Source organism: Pseudomonas sp. NPDC090208, assembly GCF_044746785.1.
Classification (GTDB): Bacteria; Pseudomonadota; Gammaproteobacteria; order Pseudomonadales; family Pseudomonadaceae; genus Aquipseudomonas.
Genome location: NZ_JBIVCU010000025.1, coordinates 29,749 through 45,307, shown reverse-complemented (window position 1 = coordinate 45,307; position 15,559 = coordinate 29,749). Strand labels below are relative to the sequence as shown.

The following is a 15,559-nucleotide window of genomic DNA, read 5'->3' as shown; positions in this document are numbered from 1 at the left end:
GCTAAGAGTGTATGTCAGGCGAGTCAAACTCGCCTAGGCAGCCAGTCGGCGCAGTTGACGGAATCCAGATGTTCGCGCAGGTATTCGGCGAACTGCTGGCGCGGAATCGAGCGGGCGCCGAGGCTGTGCAGATGGCGCGTGGGCATCTGACAGTCGATCAGGACAAAGCCCCAGGCCTTGAGGTGTTCGACCAGGGTCACGAAGCCGACCTTGGAGGCGTTGTCGGCACGGCTGAACATCGACTCGCCAAAGAACAGCTGGCCCATCGCCAGGCCATACAGGCCGCCGACCAGCGTATCGCCGTCCCACACCTCGACACTGTGGGCGAAGCCTCGCTCGTGCAACTGTATATAAGCCGCCTGCATCGAGCCGGTGATCCAGGTGCCGTCGGCGTAGTCCCGGGGAGCGGCGCAGGCTTGAATCACGGCGGGGAAATCCTGATCGAAGGTCACTCGATAGCGCTGCTGGCGCAAAACCTTGGCCAGGCTGCGCGACACATGCAGCTCGGCAGGGAACAGCACCGTACGCGGATCCGGCGACCACCAGAGAATCGGCTGGCCCTGTTGGTACCAGGGAAAACAGCCGTGACGGTAAGCGTGGATCAGGCGATCGGCCGACAGATCACCGCCGGCCGCCAGCAAGCCGTTGGGGTCGCGCATGGCCCGTTCCAGCGGTGGAAATTCGAAATTGTCGCGTTGTAACCAGGTCAGCATGGTGTCCAGACTTCACGAAAGGGGAGGGGAGCACGGGCCGCACTGCAACTCCGGGCGCGGAGCGCGGTCACACGCCGTTGATCGGTGGCGCATTTGCGCGATCCCCCACGGCTGGCCGTGGGGGCGTTCGCAGCGTTCGACAGATGTTCGGCGAAGAGAGGTCCGGGTGACAACAACGCGTCATAAGCCTTTGTCAGTAAAGAAAATGCGTGCTCAAATTGGCAGCTCTCGTTGTGGCTTGAAGAACTGCAAGGTCCACGCCAGACTAATCGTGGCGTGCAGCGTGCAAATCCGTACAATGCCCGATGTTGTTTAACCTCTTTTCAAGTCACCTGTCGAGCGTGCGTTCAACGTTGTTGTCGTCTCAAGGCCGTCAGGGATCTGTCAGGGATTGGTTCGGCACTATAACGTCAGTGCAGCTGCGCCAATGCGGTCGTTTATAGTCAACCATCAGATGTTCGCGCCAACGCGCAGGAATTGAAGCGTTTTGAAGAAATCCACCGCAGCACCCAGCCCCGTTCCGCTCTGGCGGCAGCACTTGCACTACCGACTCAAGGAAGGTGCGCTGATCGCATTCGGCGCCTTGTGCCTGTACCTGATGATGGCCTTGCTGACCTACGATCAGACCGATCCAGGCTGGAGCCACACCAGTAGCTCCATGCAAGTGCAGAACGCCGCGGGCCGTGCCGGCGCGTTCTGTGCCGACATCCTGTTCATGGTGCTGGGCTACTTCGCCTATATCTTCCCGCTGTTGCTGGCCGTCAAGGCCTGGCAGGTATTCCGCCAGCGCCATGATCCGTGGCAATGGAGTGGCTGGCTGTTCTCCTGGCGCATGATCGGCCTGGTCTTTCTGGTGCTGGCCGGTGCTGCGCTGGCGCATATTCACTTTCACTCGGCTTCGGGCCTGCCGGGATCGGCAGGCGGCGTGCTGGGCGAGGTGCTCGGCGATCTGGCGAAACGTGCGCTGAACGTGCAGGGCAGCACGCTGCTGTTCATCGCCCTGTTCCTGTTCGGCCTGACCGTGTTCACTGACCTGTCATGGTTCAAGGTGATGGACACCACCGGCAAGATCACTCTCGATCTTTTCGAGCTGTTCCAGGGCGCCATCAACCGTTGGTGGGCCGAGCGCAACGAGCGCAAGCAGATGGTCGCGCAACTGCGTGAAGTCGATCTGCGTGTGGAAGAAGTCGTCGCCCCGGTGGTGCCGGACCGTCGCGAGCAGGTCAAGGCCAAGGAGCGCATCATCGAGCGCGAACAGGCGCTCGCTCAGCACATGACCGCCCGTGAAACCCACGTCCCTGCCGTGATTGCCCCGGCCCCGGCGCGTCCGCCAGAGCCAAGCAAGCGAGTGCAGAAGGAAAAACAGGTGCCGCTGTTTGTCGACAGCGCGGTAGAAGGCACCTTGCCGCCGATCTCGATTCTGGATGTCGCGCAGAAAAAGGCACTCAACTACTCGCCGGAATCGCTGAATGCTGTCGGACATCTTCTGGAGATCAAACTCAAGGAGTTTGGCGTTGAAGTGTCGGTGGATTCGATCCACCCTGGCCCGGTCATTACCCGTTATGAAATTCAGCCGGCCGCTGGCGTGAAGGTCAGCCGCATTGCCAACCTGGCCAAGGACCTTGCGCGTTCGCTGGCGGTGACCAGCGTCCGTGTGGTCGAGGTGATTCCGGGCAAGACCACCGTCGGTATCGAGATTCCCAACGAAGACCGGCAGATCGTGCGCTTCTCCGAAGTGCTGTCGACTCCGGAATACGACGACGCCAAGTCGCCGGTCACCCTTGCTCTGGGCCACGACATCGGTGGCAAGCCGGTCATTACCGACCTGGCGAAGATGCCGCACCTGCTGGTCGCCGGTACCACCGGTTCCGGTAAGTCGGTGGGGGTCAACGCCATGATCCTGTCGATCCTGTTCAAGTCGGGCCCTGAAGACGCCAAGCTGATCATGATCGACCCGAAAATGCTTGAACTGTCGATCTATGAAGGCATTCCGCACCTGCTGTGTCCGGTGGTGACCGACATGAAGGACGCCGCCAACGCCCTGCGCTGGTCGGTGGCCGAGATGGAGCGTCGCTACAAGCTGATGGCGAAGATGGGCGTGCGTAACCTGTCGGGCTTCAACCACAAGATCAAGGAAGCCGAGGACGCCGGTACGCCGATCGCCGATCCGCTGTATCACCGTGAAAGCATCCACGATGAAGCGCCACTGCTGACCAAGCTGCCGACTATCGTGGTGGTGGTCGACGAATTCGCCGACATGATGATGATCGTCGGCAAGAAGGTTGAGGAACTGATCGCCCGTATCGCCCAGAAAGCCCGTGCTGCCGGTATTCACCTGATCCTCGCGACACAGCGTCCGTCGGTGGACGTGATCACCGGTCTGATCAAGGCGAACATCCCGACCCGTATGGCGTTCCAGGTGTCGAGCAAGATCGACTCCCGGACCATCATCGACCAGGGTGGCGCCGAACAACTGTTGGGGCACGGTGACATGCTGTACATGCCGCCGGGCACCAGCCTGCCGATCCGTGTCCATGGTGCGTTCGTCTCCGACGATGAAGTGCACCGGGTGGTTGAGGCATGGAAGCTGCGCGGCACGCCGCAATATAACGACGATATCCTCAATGGCGTCGAAGAGGCCGGCAGCGGCTTCGAAGGCGGCGGTGGTGGTGGCGGCGACGGTGAAGACAGCGAAACCGACGCGCTGTATGACGAGGCGGTCAATTTCGTGCTGGAAAGCCGTCGTGCATCGATCTCTGCGGTGCAGCGCAAGCTGAAGATCGGCTACAACCGTGCGGCACGGATGATCGAAGCCATGGAAATGGCCGGCGTCGTGACTGCCATGAACACCAATGGCTCGCGGGAAGTGATTGCGCCAGCCCCCATGCGTGACTGACACTGCGTTCGTCGCAAGTGACTGAATGGCGCCTTCTGGCGCCATTCAGCGTTAACTGAAATTCAAAGAGGACTCCCATGCGTCTTATCCGCATGTTGCTGGTATCTGCACTGGCTTTCACTGCTGCATCCGCCCACGCCGACAGCAAGGATGTCGCGCGTCTGACGCAGTTGCTGGAAAACTCGAAGACCCTGAGCGGCCGTTTCTCGCAACTGACGCTGGACGGCGGTGGCACCCAGTTGCAGGAAACCTCTGGCGAAATGACCCTGCAGCGTCCGGGCCTGTTCTACTGGCACACCGATGCACCGCAGGAACAACTGATGGTGTCCGACGGCAAGAAAGTCTCGCTGTGGGACCCGGATCTGGAGCAGGTCACCATCAAGACTCTGGATCAGCGTCTGACCCAGACCCCGGCGCTGCTGCTGTCCGGCGACGTGTCGAAAATCAGCGAAAGCTTCGACATCACCGCCAAGGAAGCCGGCGGCGTGGTCGACTTCGTGCTCAAGCCAAAGTCCAAGGACTCGTTGTTCGACAACCTGCGCCTGTCGTTCCGCAACGGCATGATCAACGACATGCAACTGATCGACAGCGTTGGCCAGCGCACCAATATCTTGTTTACCGGGGTCAAGGCCAACGAGCCTGTCGCGGCGAGCAAATTCCAGTTCCAGATTCCGAAAGGCGCTGACGTCATTCAGGAATAAGAGGTAAGAGCGTCGTTGATGGACCTGTTCAGCAGTGAGCCGATTGCCCAGCCGTTGGCCGCCCGTTTGCGGGCGACCAACCTGGATGAGTATGTCGGTCAGCAGCATCTGCTCGCCCACGGCAAGCCCCTGCGCGAAGCGCTGGAGCAGGGTGCGCTGCATTCAATGATCTTCTGGGGGCCGCCCGGCGTGGGCAAGACCACGCTGGCGCGCTTGCTGGCGAAAGTCTCCGACGCCCATTTCGAAACCGTGTCTGCGGTGCTGGCCGGGGTGAAGGAAATCCGTCAGGCCGTCGAAGTCGCCAAGCAACAGGCCGGTCAATACGGGCGTCGCACGATCCTGTTCGTCGACGAAGTACACCGCTTCAACAAATCCCAGCAGGATGCGTTTCTGCCCTACGTTGAAGACGGCACGCTGATCTTCATCGGCGCAACCACGGAAAACCCGTCGTTCGAGCTGAACAACGCTTTGCTGTCCCGGGCGCGTGTCTATGTGCTGAAAAGCCTCGACGAAGCTGCGCTGCGTCAGCTGGTTGACCGTGCCCTCACTGAAGAGCGAGGGCTGGGCAAGCGTCATCTGTCCCTCGGTGAAGAAAGCTTCAAGACCCTGCTGGCCGCCGCCGACGGCGATGGCCGGCGTATGCTCAACCTGTTGGAGAACGCAGCGGATCTTGCCGAGGACGACAGCGAAATCGGCCCCGAACTGCTGCAAAGCCTGCTCGGTGACAGCCGCCGGCGTTTCGACAAGGGCGGCGAGGCGTTCTACGACCAGATTTCCGCCCTGCACAAATCCATTCGCGGCTCCAACCCCGACGCGGCGCTGTACTGGTTCGCCCGCATGATCGACGGCGGCTGCGACCCGTTGTACCTGGCGCGGCGGGTGGTACGCATGGCCAGTGAAGACATCGGCAACGCCGACCCCCGTGCATTGCCGCTGTGCATGTCGGCCTGGGATGTTCAGGAGCGACTGGGCAGTCCGGAAGGCGAACTCGCGGTGGCCCAGGCCATCACGTACCTGGCCTGCGCGCCGAAGAGCAACGCGGTGTACATGGGCTTCAAGATGGCCATGCGCGACGCGGCCGAGCACGGTTCGCTGGAGGTGCCGCTGCATCTGCGCAACGCGCCGACCAAGCTGATGAAGCAGTTGGGCTATGGCGAAGAATACCGCTATGCCCACGACGAGCCGGACGCTTATGCCGCCGGCGAAGATTACTTCCCGGAAGAACTGGAACCTCGCCAGTACTACCAGCCGGTGCCCCGTGGTCTGGAGCTGAAAATCGGCGAAAAACTCAAACATCTGGCGGCCCTGGACCGCGCCAGCCCCCGTCAGCGGAGAAAAGAGTGATTCCAGTGATTCTTGCCGTGTCTGTCGGGGGCGTGGCTGGTACATTATTGCGCTTCGCCACCGCCAACTATGTTTCAGCGAACTGGCCGCGCCACTTCTATACCGCGACGCTGACGGTCAACCTGGTGGGCTGCCTGCTCATCGGTTTCCTGTACGGGCTGTTTCTGATCCGCCCGGAAGTGCCGGTCGAAGTGCGTGCCGGCCTGATCGTCGGCTTTTTGGGTGGCCTGACGACGTTTTCGTCCTTTTCACTGGACACGATCCGTCTGCTGGAAAGCGGCCAGGCGCCATTGGCGATTGGTTACGCTCTGATCAGCGTGCTGGGTGGGCTGCTCGCGACCTGGGCTGGCCTGTCACTGACTCGCATTTGATAGCCCCGATTTTGTACACACGAACTTAGTACACCCGAATTCAATAGACGAGAGAACGATATGCTCGATTCCAAACTGTTACGTACCCAGCTTCAGGACGTAGCGGATCGCCTGGCTTCCCGTGGTTTCACACTGGACGTGGCCCGCATCGAAGCGCTGGAAAACCAGCGCAAGACCGTGCAGACCCGCACTGAGCAGCTTCAGGCCGAGCGTAACGCCCGTTCCAAATCCATCGGCCAGGCCAAACAGCGCGGCGAAGACATCGCACCGTTGATGGCTGACATCGACCGCATGGCCGAAGAGCTGAGCAGCGGCAAGAAAGAGCTGGACGGCATTCAGTCCGAGCTCGACGCCATTTTCCTGAACGTGCCGAACCTGCCGCACGAGTCGGTGCCGGTCGGTGCTGATGAAGAAGAAAACGTTGAGGTGCGCAAGTGGGGCACTCCGGCGACCTTCGATTTCGAAGTCAAGGACCACGTCGCGCTGGGCGAAAAGTACGGCTGGCTGGATTTCGAAACCGCCGCCAAGCTGTCCGGCGCACGCTTCGCACTGCTGCGTGGCCCGATCGCCCGTCTGCACCGTGCCCTGGCGCAGTTCATGATCACCCTGCACATCAACGAGCATGGCTACGAAGAGGCTTACACCCCGTATCTGGTGCAGGCGCCTGCGTTGCAGGGCACTGGCCAGTTGCCGAAATTCGAAGAAGACCTGTTCAAGATCGGCCGCGACGGCGAAGCCGACCTGTACCTGATCCCGACCGCCGAAGTGTCGCTGACCAACATCGTCTCCGGTGAAATCCTCGATCCGAAACAGCTGCCGCTGAAATTCGTCGCCCACACCCCGTGCTTCCGCAGTGAGGCCGGTGCGTCGGGCCGCGACACTCGCGGCATGATCCGTCAGCACCAGTTCGACAAGGTCGAGATGGTGCAGATCGTCGAGCCGGAAAAATCCATGGAAGCCCTGGAAAGCCTGACCGGCAACGCCGAGCGCGTACTGCAATTGCTGGAGCTGCCATACCGCGTGCTGGCGCTGTGCACCGGCGACATGGGCTTCAGTGCCGTGAAGACCTACGACCTGGAAGTGTGGATTCCGAGCCAGGACAAATACCGCGAGATCTCGTCGTGCTCCAACTGCGGCGACTTCCAGGCGCGCCGCATGCAGGCACGCTGGCGCAACCCGGAAACCGGCAAGCCGGAACTGGTACACACCCTGAACGGCTCCGGCCTGGCCGTTGGCCGCACGCTGGTAGCCGTACTGGAAAACTACCAGCAGGCCGACGGTTCGATCCGCGTGCCGGAAGTGCTGAAACCGTGGATGGGCGGGATCGAGGTCATCGGCTAAATGGAATTCCTGCCGCTGTTCCACAAACTTCAGGGCGCCCGAGTGCTGGTTGTCGGCGGCGGCGAGATTGCCTTGCGCAAATCCCGCCTGCTGGCCGATGCCGGTGCGGTCCTTCGGGTGGTGGCACCCGAGATCGGAACAGAGCTGCGGGAACTGATCGACACCAGCAGCGGCGAGCAGTTGTTGCGTGGCTACAGCGAGGCTGATCTGCACGGTTGCGTGCTGGTTATCGCTGCCACCGACGACGAAGCGCTCAATGCCCAGGTGTCTGCCGACTCTCGCCAGCGTGGCGTGCCGGTCAACGTGGTGGATGCGCCTGCCCTGTGCAGCGTGATTTTCCCGGCCATTGTCGACCGTTCGCCGCTGGTGGTTGCAGTTTCCAGTGGCGGCGATGCGCCGGTCCTGGCGCGGTTGATCCGGGCCAAGCTGGAAACCTGGATTCCGCCGGCCTACGGCCAGTTGGCGGGGTTGGCGGCACGTTTTCGTCATCAGGTGAAAAACCTGTTCCCGAATGTCCAGCAGCGCCGGGCATTCTGGGAAGACGTCTTTCAGGGCCCCATCGCTGAACGGCAACTGGCCGGGCAGGGCGGCGAGGCCGAGCGTCTGTTGCAGGCGAAGATCGACGGTGATGCGCCGCAAGCGCCGGGTGAGGTGTATCTGGTGGGCGCAGGGCCGGGTGATCCGGATCTGCTGACCTTCCGTGCCCTGCGCCTGATGCAGCAGGCTGACGTCGTGCTGTATGACCGTCTGGTGGCGCCAGCAATTCTCGAACTGTGCCGCCGCGATGCCGACCGTGTATATGTCGGCAAGCAGCGCGCCGATCACGCCTTGCCGCAGGACCTGATCAACCAGCAGCTGGTGGTTTTGGCCAAGCAGGGCAAGCGCGTGCTGCGCCTCAAGGGTGGCGACCCGTTCATCTTTGGCCGAGGTGGTGAAGAAATCGAGGAACTGGCGGCTCACGGCATTCCGTTCCAGGTGGTGCCGGGCATCACGGCGGCCAGTGGTTGTGCGGCCTATGCCGGCATTCCGCTGACCCATCGTGATTACGCGCAGTCCGTACGTTTCGTCACCGGGCACCTGAAAGACGGCACCTCCGATTTGCCATGGCACGATCTGGTGTCACCGGCGCAGACCCTGGTGTTCTACATGGGCCTCATCGGTCTGCCGATCATCTGCAGTGAACTGGTCAAGCATGGCCGTTCTGCCGACACCCCGGCAGCGTTGATCCAGCAGGGCACCACGGCCAACCAGCGGGTTTTCACCGGCACCCTGGCCAACCTGCCGCAACTGGTGGCGGAGCATGAAGTGCATGCGCCGACGCTGGTGATCGTGGGGGAAGTGGTGACGCTGCGGGACAAACTGGCCTGGTTCGAAGGGGCCCAGGGCAGCGTTTGACCGGATATCCTGGATAGAAACGCAACGGTAGGAGCCGGCTTGCTGGCGAACGCGTCAGGTCATTCACCTTTCTGGTGACTGATCTGGCAGGTTCGCCAGCAAGCCGGCTCCTACAGCATGCGATGGCGGTTCCGGAGCCTGGGACTGTCAACCGTTCTGCAAAATCCCACGTCCGCTCAGGCGCCCACGATCATGCTCCCCGCTGAAATCCTGCTCAGGCCCTTTCGGTACCACGCCGGTCGGGTTGATGGTGCTGTGGCTGGCGTAGTAGTGGTTCTTGATGTGCTGGAAATCCACGGTATCGGCCACGCCTGACCACTGATACAACTCACGCAGCCAGTTGCTCAGGTTCGGGTAATCGGCGATCCGGCGCAGGTTGCACTTGAAGTGGCCATGGTACACCGCGTCGAAACGAATCAGCGTGGTGAACAGGCGGATGTCGGCTTCGGTCAGGTATTCACCCGTCAGATAGCGCTTCTCGCCCAGCAGTTCTTCGAGCGTATCGAGTTCGGCAAAGAGGTCGTCGAAGGCCTCTTCATAGGCACCTTGGGAGGTGGCGAAACCGGCACGATACACGCCATTGTTCACCGCCGGGTAGATGCGGTCGTTGAGCTGGTTGATCTGCGGACGCAGCGATTCGGGATACAGGTCCAGCGTGTTGCCGGTCAGGTGGTCGAACGCCGAGTTGAACATGCGGATGATTTCCGACGACTCGTTGCTGACGATGCGTTGCAGCTTCTTGTCCCACAACACCGGCACGGTGACGCGCCCGGTGTAGTCGGCGGTGTCGGCCAGATAGCGCTCGTACATGTAAGTGTGGCCGTCGAGCGGGTCGCCGCTGGAGCCGGTCTGTTTGTCGAAGGTCCAGCCGTGTTCGCGCATCAGCCAGCTGACCACGGACACATCGATCAGGTTTTCCAGACCCTTGAGCTTGCGCACGATCAGCGTGCGGTGGGCCCATGGGCAGGCCAGCGAGACGTAAAGGTGATAGCGACCGGCTTCAGCCTTGAAGCCGCCTTCACCGGAAGGACCCGGGCGACCATCGGCGGTCACCCAGTTGCGGCGTTGTGCCTGTTCACGCTGAAACGCCCCGTCTTTGCTGCTCTGATACCACTGGTCCTGCCAGCGTCCCTCTACGAGAAGGCCCATGTCTGACTCCAAAAAAGTGTGTACGTCTGTACGTTGGAGGTCAGTCTAAAGACAATCGTTCGAAGAAATAGCGCAAAGAGTCGGGGGTAATGATCGATTAAATCGATGTGTTACGTTTCGCCCAGTACTGCTCGGCCTTGGCAAAGGCTTCGGCGCGTGTCATTCCAAGGCCACGCAGGGCCAGGGCGATGGTCGAAATCAGCGCCAATTGCGGGTAGCTGTCCTGCTCTTCACCGCGCCAGATGGCGACGAGCTGCTGTGGATCGAGAGTGGCCGGTTTGACGTGGCGGCGCTCGGACAGCGCCGGCCACTCTTCGTCCCACGGTTGGCCGCCGGTGGTGCCGTACAGATGGCTGATGGTGTCCGGGTTGATTTCCACTTCGCCGCCGTCGCCCTTGATCACGATGGCGTGATCGCCCAGCAACGTGCTGGCATCACGGTGTACCGCCTGATAGCCAGGGTGGAAAATGCTTTGCAGGCCGCAGCAGGCATCCAGCGGATTGAGGATGCGCGCCAACGAATGGATCGGCGAGCGCAGCCCCAAGGTGTTGCGCAGGTCGATCATGCGCTGCAGTTGCGGCGCCCAGTCACCCAGCGGCATGAAGGCGATGTTGTGCTGTTGCAGCGCCTGATCCACCGCCTGCCAGTCGCGGCACAGCGGAATGCCCAGCAGATCCAGTAATTGCTCGCTGTACAGGCGCCCGGCCGTGTGGGCGCCGCCGCCGTGCAGAAACACCCGAATACCGTTCTGCGCCAGGCATTTGGCCGCCAGCAGATACCACGGCAGGTGGCGTTTCTTGCCAGCGTAGGTGGGCCAGTCGATATCGACGGTCATGGGCGGCGCGGTCAGGCGCTCACGCACGGCTTCGGTGAAACCGGCCAGCTCTTCGGCGCTCTCTTCCTTGTGCCGCAGCAGCATGAGGAAGGCACCCAACTGCGTGTCTTCGACCTTTTCATCGAGCAGCATGCCCATGGCTTCGCGGGCTTCCTCGCGGGTCATGTTGCGCGCGCCGCGCTTGCCCTTGCCAAGGATGCGCACGAACTGGGCGAACGGGTGCTCGGCTGGGGTTTCGGTGACGAGGGGGGCGAATTCGGTCATAAGCAATTGGTCGGCTTGGGCAGGCCCGCCAGCTTGGCGGCGAGTTTGGCGGGAGTGCCGTTGAACAGGCGGTTCAGGTGCAGGCTGTTGCCTTTCTCCGCGCCCAGTTTCTGCGCGGTGTATTTGACCAGCGGGCGGGTGGCCGGGGACAGCTGGAATTCGGCGTAGAACGCTCGCAGCAATTCGAGGATTTCCCAATGCTCGGCGGTCAGGGCGATATCTTCTTCAAGTGCCAGCGCCTCGGCGACGCTGTTCGACCAGTCGTTCAGGTCTTCCAGATAACCGTCCTTGTCCAGCGCGATGCTGGCGCCATCGACGATCAGTTGTTTCATAGCCATGAGTTGACCTTGTCGTACTGCAACGACAGCGCGACGAATTCGGGGTAATCGACACTCTGCGCCCAGTCCGGCACAGGCAGATTACGCGTTCTGGCGTCTTCATCGAGAACAAACAGCTTGAGCTGGCCGGCCTTGTCGTCCAGTTTCTGGCGAGCGGCCGTTGCCGGTGTCAGCGCATAGGTGGCGTCACCGCACAGCAAAAGCGCGTCGTTGCTGCCGAGCAGGCGCAGGCAGCTGCTCAGGCGCGAGTCGGCGAAGGGGGAGTGGGATAACACGTGCAAGGTCGACATCAGATCGTGATCACCTGGTCAAAACGGTCAATGAGCGCAGTGATGTCCTGATCGTTCAGGATCTGTAGCGGGTCGACGCTCAGCCCGGCCGGCTGCATGCCACGCTCGGCCAGGCTGCTGCCGCAGGCGAACAGATCGTCCACACCGAACATCGACAGCGCTTGCAGATTGGCGGTCAGGTCTTTCTGCTGCAACTGGCTGGCTTGTTGCGCGGGCAGCAATTGCAGCACGCCATCGTCCATGAACAGCATGGCCAGCGGCAGATCGAATGCACCACCGGCCAGGGCGATATCGAGGGCCTCGCGAGCGCTCGGGCCGGACCAGGGTGACTGGCGGCTGATGATCAGCAATGACTTGGGCATTTCAAGGCCCTCCAAAACAGATCAGGCGGTCTGCGGCCTGCACCGCGTCGTGCAACTGGCCGAGGCCTGAAAGATCCCACGGCGCCGGCAGATTTGCCGCCGGACGGGAATAGCGCTGGGCTTCTTCTTCGTTCAGCACGCCGCGACGCAGGGCGGCGGCGATACACACCACGCCGTCCAACTGATTATCCGTGACGAACTTGCGCCATTGCGCAGCGACATCCAGCTCATCCTGCGGCGCAACGACGTTGGCCGAGGCACTGTGCACACCGTCCTGATAGAAGAACAGCCGCACGATTTCGTGGCCACCCGCCAGCACGGCCTGGGCGAACAGCAGCGCACGGCGCGACGAAGGCGCATGGGCGGGCGAATAGAGAGCGATGGCGAACTTCATGGAAGGCTCTGTAGCGAACGGGTAGGGGCAATGGCGCCAATGATAAAGAATTCACGAACGCGAGACAGCAAAAAGCCCGCCGAAGCGGGCTTTTTGTTGAAGCGTGACGGCGATCAGTCGTCGCGACCCATGATGCCGAAGATCTGCAACAGGCTGATGAACAGGTTGTAGATCGACACATACAGGCTGATGGTCGCCATGATGTAGTTACGCTCGCCGCCATGGATGATGGCGCTGGTCTGGAACAGGATGCACACCGACGAGAACAGCACGAAGCCGGCGCTGATCGCCAGTTGCAGGCCGCTGATCTGGAAGAACATGCTCGCCAGCACCGCCGCCAGCAGGACGAAGAAACCGGCGGTGATGAAACCACCGAGGAAGCTCATGTCCTTGCGGGTGATCAGCACGTAGGCCGAAAGACCACCGAACACCAGAGCGGTCATGGCAAACGCGGAAGAAACCACTTCTGCGCCGCCCTGCATGCCTAGGTAACGGTTGAGGATCGGGCCGAGGATGAAGCCCATGAAACCGGTCAGAGCGAACGCCGACACCAGACCCCACGCCGAATCGCGCAGCTTGTTGGTGAGGAAGAACAGACCGTAGAAACCGATCAGCACCACGAATACGTTCGGATAGCGCACGTGCATCTGCTGCGCCACGAATGCCATGATGCCGCTGAAAGCGAGGGTCAGGGCCAGAAGGCCGTAGGTGTTGCGCAGGACGCGGCTAACCTCTAGCTGCTCAGCCTGCACGCGGTTGTTGACTGCGTAATCCTGTTCGCGCATGGCGCTACTCCCGGTGGTTTGAAATCTCAAGTTGCAAAGATCATAACAGAGCCGTGATGGCACGCGAGCCGCAGAGTTTGACAGCTTGTTTCATTACGGTATTATGGCGCCCGCAACGCAATTGGAGGTGTGGCCGAGTGGTTTAAGGCAGCAGTCTTGAAAACTGCCGACTGTAACAGGTCCCTGAGTTCGAATCTCTGCGCCTCCGCCATATTTTGTACGTCAAAGCCCTGATTATTCAGGGTTTTTTCGTTTCTGGCGGTTGCCCCCTGTAGCTATCCCCATGCTGCCCAGGCATTCCAGCTCCCGTACTTGTCGCGCGCAATCATTGCGTACGACAGCATGTCGCTGCACAAGTGACGGCGGTCCGAAATGATCATGCAGCCGCTGGACGCTTCGATCATCGCCCCGCTTGAAAGCTACTCGTAAAGTTGACGCTGACCCGTGCTCCAATGGTGCCCGTTTCTTTTGGTACGCAATGTAGCCAGTCTTGTTGAGCCCGTCCTCCCATCACGATGAGGTCGCCGGAAGAAGGTTTGAACGTCATCGCGCGACCGCCTGAATACGGTTTGATCTGAAACCGGCGTGTGGCGCCCAAGGTCAACACCGGGACAACGCATTCGGGTCTACGACAGGATGGATAGTCGCGATGCCAGCCGGTGCTGTCTGCTTCGCTACGGTAGAGGTTCATCCAGACACCGTCATAGTCAACACCATAGTGTTCAGATAAGGAGGCGACCGCTTGCAGGATGCCTTGCTCTGTTACTTGTTGAAGGTCTGTGTATGCAGCGGTCAAGCGCGGCTCAAGAAAGTTCTTGTTGAACATCCGGCGCTCATGCTCTGCCCAGGGAACGCTTTTCAACATTTGCTCAAAGAGCAGGGCGGCACCGGACGCCCAACCTGGCACGATCTCGATCCAGGAATGCTCATCCAGTTCGATGCGTTTCGCAGTGCTGAACGATGTATCGACTGAAAATGCAGCGTTGTCATCGCCGAACAGATCATTCTGAACAAGCGACAGGCTCAAGGGTTGCGTGAGTGAATTCATGGTGTCACCCATTTCTAAAATATTTCCGACTCAGTTGGCTCTATGCCACAACTATTCGGTCGGTATCAGTTTCAGCTGATCCGTTCCCAGCAGCGTCTAATTCTTCTCCAGCCCGATCTGCCTGGCGCGTGCTTTCAATGCTTTCACTTCCGCCATGAGCGCGTCGTTCATGGCTACCAACGTACGAGCATCGCCTTTCAATCTTCTGATGTCTGCCCAGGCTTCATGCAGTTCATCCACCAGCATCAGGCATTGATGTTGATAGCTTTCGAGCTCGGTTGGGACGCCAAGGTCGAAAGGTGAGTCCTCGTGGGGTGGGATGGAATCAGACATGGGAAGCACCGTCAGGAGTACAGATGTTCTCCATAGCGTAATCTTTGATACTGGATGAATCAACAGTGTCTTGATCGTCGCGATCGGTGGTCTTTTCAACGTTCCGATGGGAACTGCAAAGGGCTAAGTAGTTTCGGGTGAATCGCCAGCGCGAATGGCTGTGGTGAACCAGACACGTCTGGTCTTGTTCCGTTCGCCAGTCCGCTGGCTTGGCTTAGTGGGCTGGTTTCTCGAATACATACGCAAACTTGTCGGTATGCCCCTTGATAGCCGGGTCGAATACCTTGAGTTGATGATTGTCTTCAGGGTTCGCCAGCACCTTGCTTTCGCCTTTGTAGACAAAGCCGGCTGCGAGCACTGCCTGCTTGGCTGCCGCAGGTTCGATGCGGTGTAGCGTATCGACTTGGGTAATCCCGGTTCCTGCAGCACCGGCATGATCAACCACGACAAAACGCCCGCCAGGTTTGAGCGCCTTGTAGACCTGTTTGCTGAATGCTGTGATGTCTACGCCGCCCAGGAAGGGAGTGGGCAGGTCATGCAGGTTTTGAGAGGTGAAGAACACATCCACCGGAGTGGGTAGAGAGAATGCCTTGAGGTCGATGGGGACGGCTTCGACTTTTCCCGACCCTTTCTCTGCCACCAACGCCTTCATGGCGTTTTCAGCCTTGGCGCCCGGAGCCACCAGCGGCGCTGGCCAGACATCAAGCACTTTACCTTTGGCCCCGACCACGCCCGAGAAGATGCGTGTCCAGTAACCTTCACCAGGGATGAAGTCCACCACCGTCTGCCCGGGTTTGATACCGGCGAACGAGGTGATTTCCGCGCCATGGCGGACGCTATCGATGGCTGTGTCGGCCTGCCGCGTCGGCGCTTTCATGGCTTCATCCACATACCGCTCGCCTGCTTGAATGGAGAGGGCTGAGCACGCCAGCGCAACCATCAGTACGGCTGGAATCAGTTTTCGCATTTCGTTGCTCCGAGACAGTGGAGGGCGGCCATG

General features: G+C 60.5%; 17 protein-coding genes and 1 tRNA gene. 7 read left to right on the top strand and 11 right to left on the bottom strand.

All coding sequences use genetic code 11. The annotated features are described in order from the left end of the window. Positions 1 to 23: 23 nt before the first annotated feature. Positions 24 to 713 (bottom strand): leucyl/phenylalanyl-tRNA--protein transferase, encoded by a 690-nt coding sequence (gene aat / locus ACIPL0_RS28695; protein ID WP_400602024.1) that lies wholly within the window; start codon positions 711 to 713, stop codon positions 24 to 26. Positions 714 to 1,200: 487 nt separating this feature from the next. On the opposite strand from aat, the gene ACIPL0_RS28690 reads away from it, so the two are divergent. The 6 genes from ACIPL0_RS28690 (at position 1,201) to cysG (ending at position 8,761) form a co-directional block, all read left to right on the top strand. Further along, entirely contained in the window at positions 1,201 to 3,609 is a 2,409-nt protein-coding gene (locus tag ACIPL0_RS28690) for a DNA translocase FtsK (RefSeq protein ID WP_400602026.1), read from the top strand. 77 nt (positions 3,610 to 3,686) lie between these two features. Continuing rightward, positions 3,687 to 4,310 carry an outer membrane lipoprotein chaperone LolA gene (lolA, locus tag ACIPL0_RS28685; RefSeq protein ID WP_400602028.1) on the top strand — a complete coding sequence of 208 codons (624 nt, stop codon included), beginning with the start codon at positions 3,687 to 3,689 and terminating at the stop codon, positions 4,308 to 4,310. An 18-nt stretch (positions 4,311 to 4,328) separates the two neighbouring features. Beyond that, complete coding sequence (locus ACIPL0_RS28680) at positions 4,329 to 5,654, top strand: replication-associated recombination protein A (RefSeq protein WP_400602030.1); 1,326 nt, start codon at positions 4,329 to 4,331, stop codon at positions 5,652 to 5,654. Further along, a complete protein-coding gene (gene crcB / locus ACIPL0_RS28675) occupies positions 5,651 to 6,025 on the top strand; it encodes a fluoride efflux transporter CrcB (protein ID WP_400602032.1) in 375 nt (124 codons plus the stop codon). Before ACIPL0_RS28680 ends, crcB begins: the two co-directional genes overlap by 4 nt. 60 nt (positions 6,026 to 6,085) lie before the next feature. Then, complete coding sequence (gene serS, locus ACIPL0_RS28670; protein ID WP_400602034.1) at positions 6,086 to 7,366, top strand: serine--tRNA ligase; 1,281 nt, start codon at positions 6,086 to 6,088, stop codon at positions 7,364 to 7,366. Further along, a complete protein-coding gene (gene cysG, locus ACIPL0_RS28665) occupies positions 7,367 to 8,761 on the top strand; it encodes a siroheme synthase CysG (protein ID WP_400602036.1) in 1,395 nt (464 codons plus the stop codon). A gap of 147 nt (positions 8,762 to 8,908) precedes the next feature. On the opposite strand, the gene ACIPL0_RS28660 is transcribed toward cysG, so the two are convergent. From ACIPL0_RS28660 to ACIPL0_RS28630, 7 genes are all read right to left on the bottom strand, one after another. Then, a complete protein-coding gene (locus ACIPL0_RS28660) occupies positions 8,909 to 9,910 on the bottom strand; it encodes a glutathione S-transferase family protein (RefSeq protein WP_400602038.1) in 1,002 nt (333 codons plus the stop codon). 97 nt (positions 9,911 to 10,007) lie between these two features. Next, positions 10,008 to 11,009 (bottom strand): glycosyl transferase family protein, encoded by a 1,002-nt coding sequence (locus tag ACIPL0_RS28655; protein WP_400602040.1) that lies wholly within the window; start codon positions 11,007 to 11,009, stop codon positions 10,008 to 10,010. Further along, positions 11,006 to 11,341 (bottom strand): TusE/DsrC/DsvC family sulfur relay protein, encoded by a 336-nt coding sequence (locus ACIPL0_RS28650; protein ID WP_400602086.1) that lies wholly within the window; start codon positions 11,339 to 11,341, stop codon positions 11,006 to 11,008. The genes ACIPL0_RS28655 and ACIPL0_RS28650 overlap by 4 nt, the downstream gene beginning before the upstream one ends. Then, positions 11,338 to 11,637 carry a sulfurtransferase complex subunit TusB gene (gene tusB, locus ACIPL0_RS28645; protein WP_400602042.1) on the bottom strand — a complete coding sequence of 100 codons (300 nt, stop codon included), beginning with the start codon at positions 11,635 to 11,637 and terminating at the stop codon, positions 11,338 to 11,340. The genes ACIPL0_RS28650 and tusB overlap by 4 nt, the downstream gene beginning before the upstream one ends. Further along, the gene (gene tusC / locus ACIPL0_RS28640; protein WP_400602043.1) at positions 11,637 to 11,999 is read right to left on the bottom strand and encodes a sulfurtransferase complex subunit TusC; all 363 of its coding nucleotides are present in this window, start codon (positions 11,997 to 11,999) and stop codon (positions 11,637 to 11,639) included. The genes tusB and tusC overlap by 1 nt, the downstream gene beginning before the upstream one ends. A gap of 1 nt (position 12,000) precedes the next feature. After that, positions 12,001 to 12,393 carry a sulfurtransferase complex subunit TusD gene (gene tusD, locus ACIPL0_RS28635; RefSeq protein WP_400602045.1) on the bottom strand — a complete coding sequence of 131 codons (393 nt, stop codon included), beginning with the start codon at positions 12,391 to 12,393 and terminating at the stop codon, positions 12,001 to 12,003. Positions 12,394 to 12,506: 113 nt separating this feature from the next. Continuing rightward, positions 12,507 to 13,178 carry a Bax inhibitor-1/YccA family protein gene (locus ACIPL0_RS28630; protein ID WP_400602047.1) on the bottom strand — a complete coding sequence of 224 codons (672 nt, stop codon included), beginning with the start codon at positions 13,176 to 13,178 and terminating at the stop codon, positions 12,507 to 12,509. Positions 13,179 to 13,301: 123 nt separating this feature from the next. On the opposite strand from ACIPL0_RS28630, the gene ACIPL0_RS28625 reads away from it, so the two are divergent. Continuing rightward, a tRNA-Ser gene (locus ACIPL0_RS28625) sits at positions 13,302 to 13,389 on the top strand. 189 nt (positions 13,390 to 13,578) lie between these two features. Here the strand turns inward: ACIPL0_RS28625 and ACIPL0_RS28620 are convergent. The 3 genes from ACIPL0_RS28620 to ACIPL0_RS28610 form a co-directional block, all read right to left on the bottom strand. Then, complete coding sequence (locus ACIPL0_RS28620; RefSeq protein WP_400602048.1) at positions 13,579 to 14,226, bottom strand: alpha-ketoglutarate-dependent dioxygenase AlkB; 648 nt, start codon at positions 14,224 to 14,226, stop codon at positions 13,579 to 13,581. A gap of 96 nt (positions 14,227 to 14,322) precedes the next feature. Continuing rightward, positions 14,323 to 14,559 (bottom strand): hypothetical protein, encoded by a 237-nt coding sequence (locus tag ACIPL0_RS28615; RefSeq protein ID WP_400602050.1) that lies wholly within the window; start codon positions 14,557 to 14,559, stop codon positions 14,323 to 14,325. Positions 14,560 to 14,773: 214 nt separating this feature from the next. Continuing rightward, a complete protein-coding gene (locus ACIPL0_RS28610; protein WP_400602052.1) occupies positions 14,774 to 15,526 on the bottom strand; it encodes a class I SAM-dependent methyltransferase in 753 nt (250 codons plus the stop codon). Between the last annotated feature and the right edge of the window lie 33 nt (positions 15,527 to 15,559).

Bases quoted from the DNA above. Each gene is read 5' to 3' on its own strand.
- ACIPL0_RS28660 (WP_400602038.1), bottom strand. From the start codon at position 9,910: ATGGGCCTTCTCGTAGAGGGACGCTGGCAGGACCAGTGGTATCAGAGC.
- ACIPL0_RS28680 (WP_400602030.1), top strand. From the start codon at position 4,329: ATGGACCTGTTCAGCAGTGAGCCGATTGCCCAGCCGTTGGCCGCCCGT.
- ACIPL0_RS28630 (WP_400602047.1), bottom strand. From the start codon at position 13,178: ATGCGCGAACAGGATTACGCAGTCAACAACCGCGTGCAGGCTGAGCAG.
- ACIPL0_RS28615 (WP_400602050.1), bottom strand. From the start codon at position 14,559: ATGTCTGATTCCATCCCACCCCACGAGGACTCACCTTTCGACCTTGGC.
- tusB (WP_400602042.1), bottom strand. From the start codon at position 11,637: ATGTCGACCTTGCACGTGTTATCCCACTCCCCCTTCGCCGACTCGCGC.
- tusD (WP_400602045.1), bottom strand. From the start codon at position 12,393: ATGAAGTTCGCCATCGCTCTCTATTCGCCCGCCCATGCGCCTTCGTCG.
- ACIPL0_RS28610 (WP_400602052.1), bottom strand. From the start codon at position 15,526: ATGCGAAAACTGATTCCAGCCGTACTGATGGTTGCGCTGGCGTGCTCA.
- cysG (WP_400602036.1), top strand. From the start codon at position 7,367: ATGGAATTCCTGCCGCTGTTCCACAAACTTCAGGGCGCCCGAGTGCTG.
- aat (WP_400602024.1), bottom strand. From the start codon at position 713: ATGCTGACCTGGTTACAACGCGACAATTTCGAATTTCCACCGCTGGAA.
- lolA (WP_400602028.1), top strand. From the start codon at position 3,687: ATGCGTCTTATCCGCATGTTGCTGGTATCTGCACTGGCTTTCACTGCT.
- ACIPL0_RS28655 (WP_400602040.1), bottom strand. From the start codon at position 11,009: ATGACCGAATTCGCCCCCCTCGTCACCGAAACCCCAGCCGAGCACCCG.
- ACIPL0_RS28650 (WP_400602086.1), bottom strand. From the start codon at position 11,341: ATGAAACAACTGATCGTCGATGGCGCCAGCATCGCGCTGGACAAGGAC.
- serS (WP_400602034.1), top strand. From the start codon at position 6,086: ATGCTCGATTCCAAACTGTTACGTACCCAGCTTCAGGACGTAGCGGAT.
- ACIPL0_RS28620 (WP_400602048.1), bottom strand. From the start codon at position 14,226: ATGAATTCACTCACGCAACCCTTGAGCCTGTCGCTTGTTCAGAATGAT.
- tusC (WP_400602043.1), bottom strand. From the start codon at position 11,999: ATGCCCAAGTCATTGCTGATCATCAGCCGCCAGTCACCCTGGTCCGGC.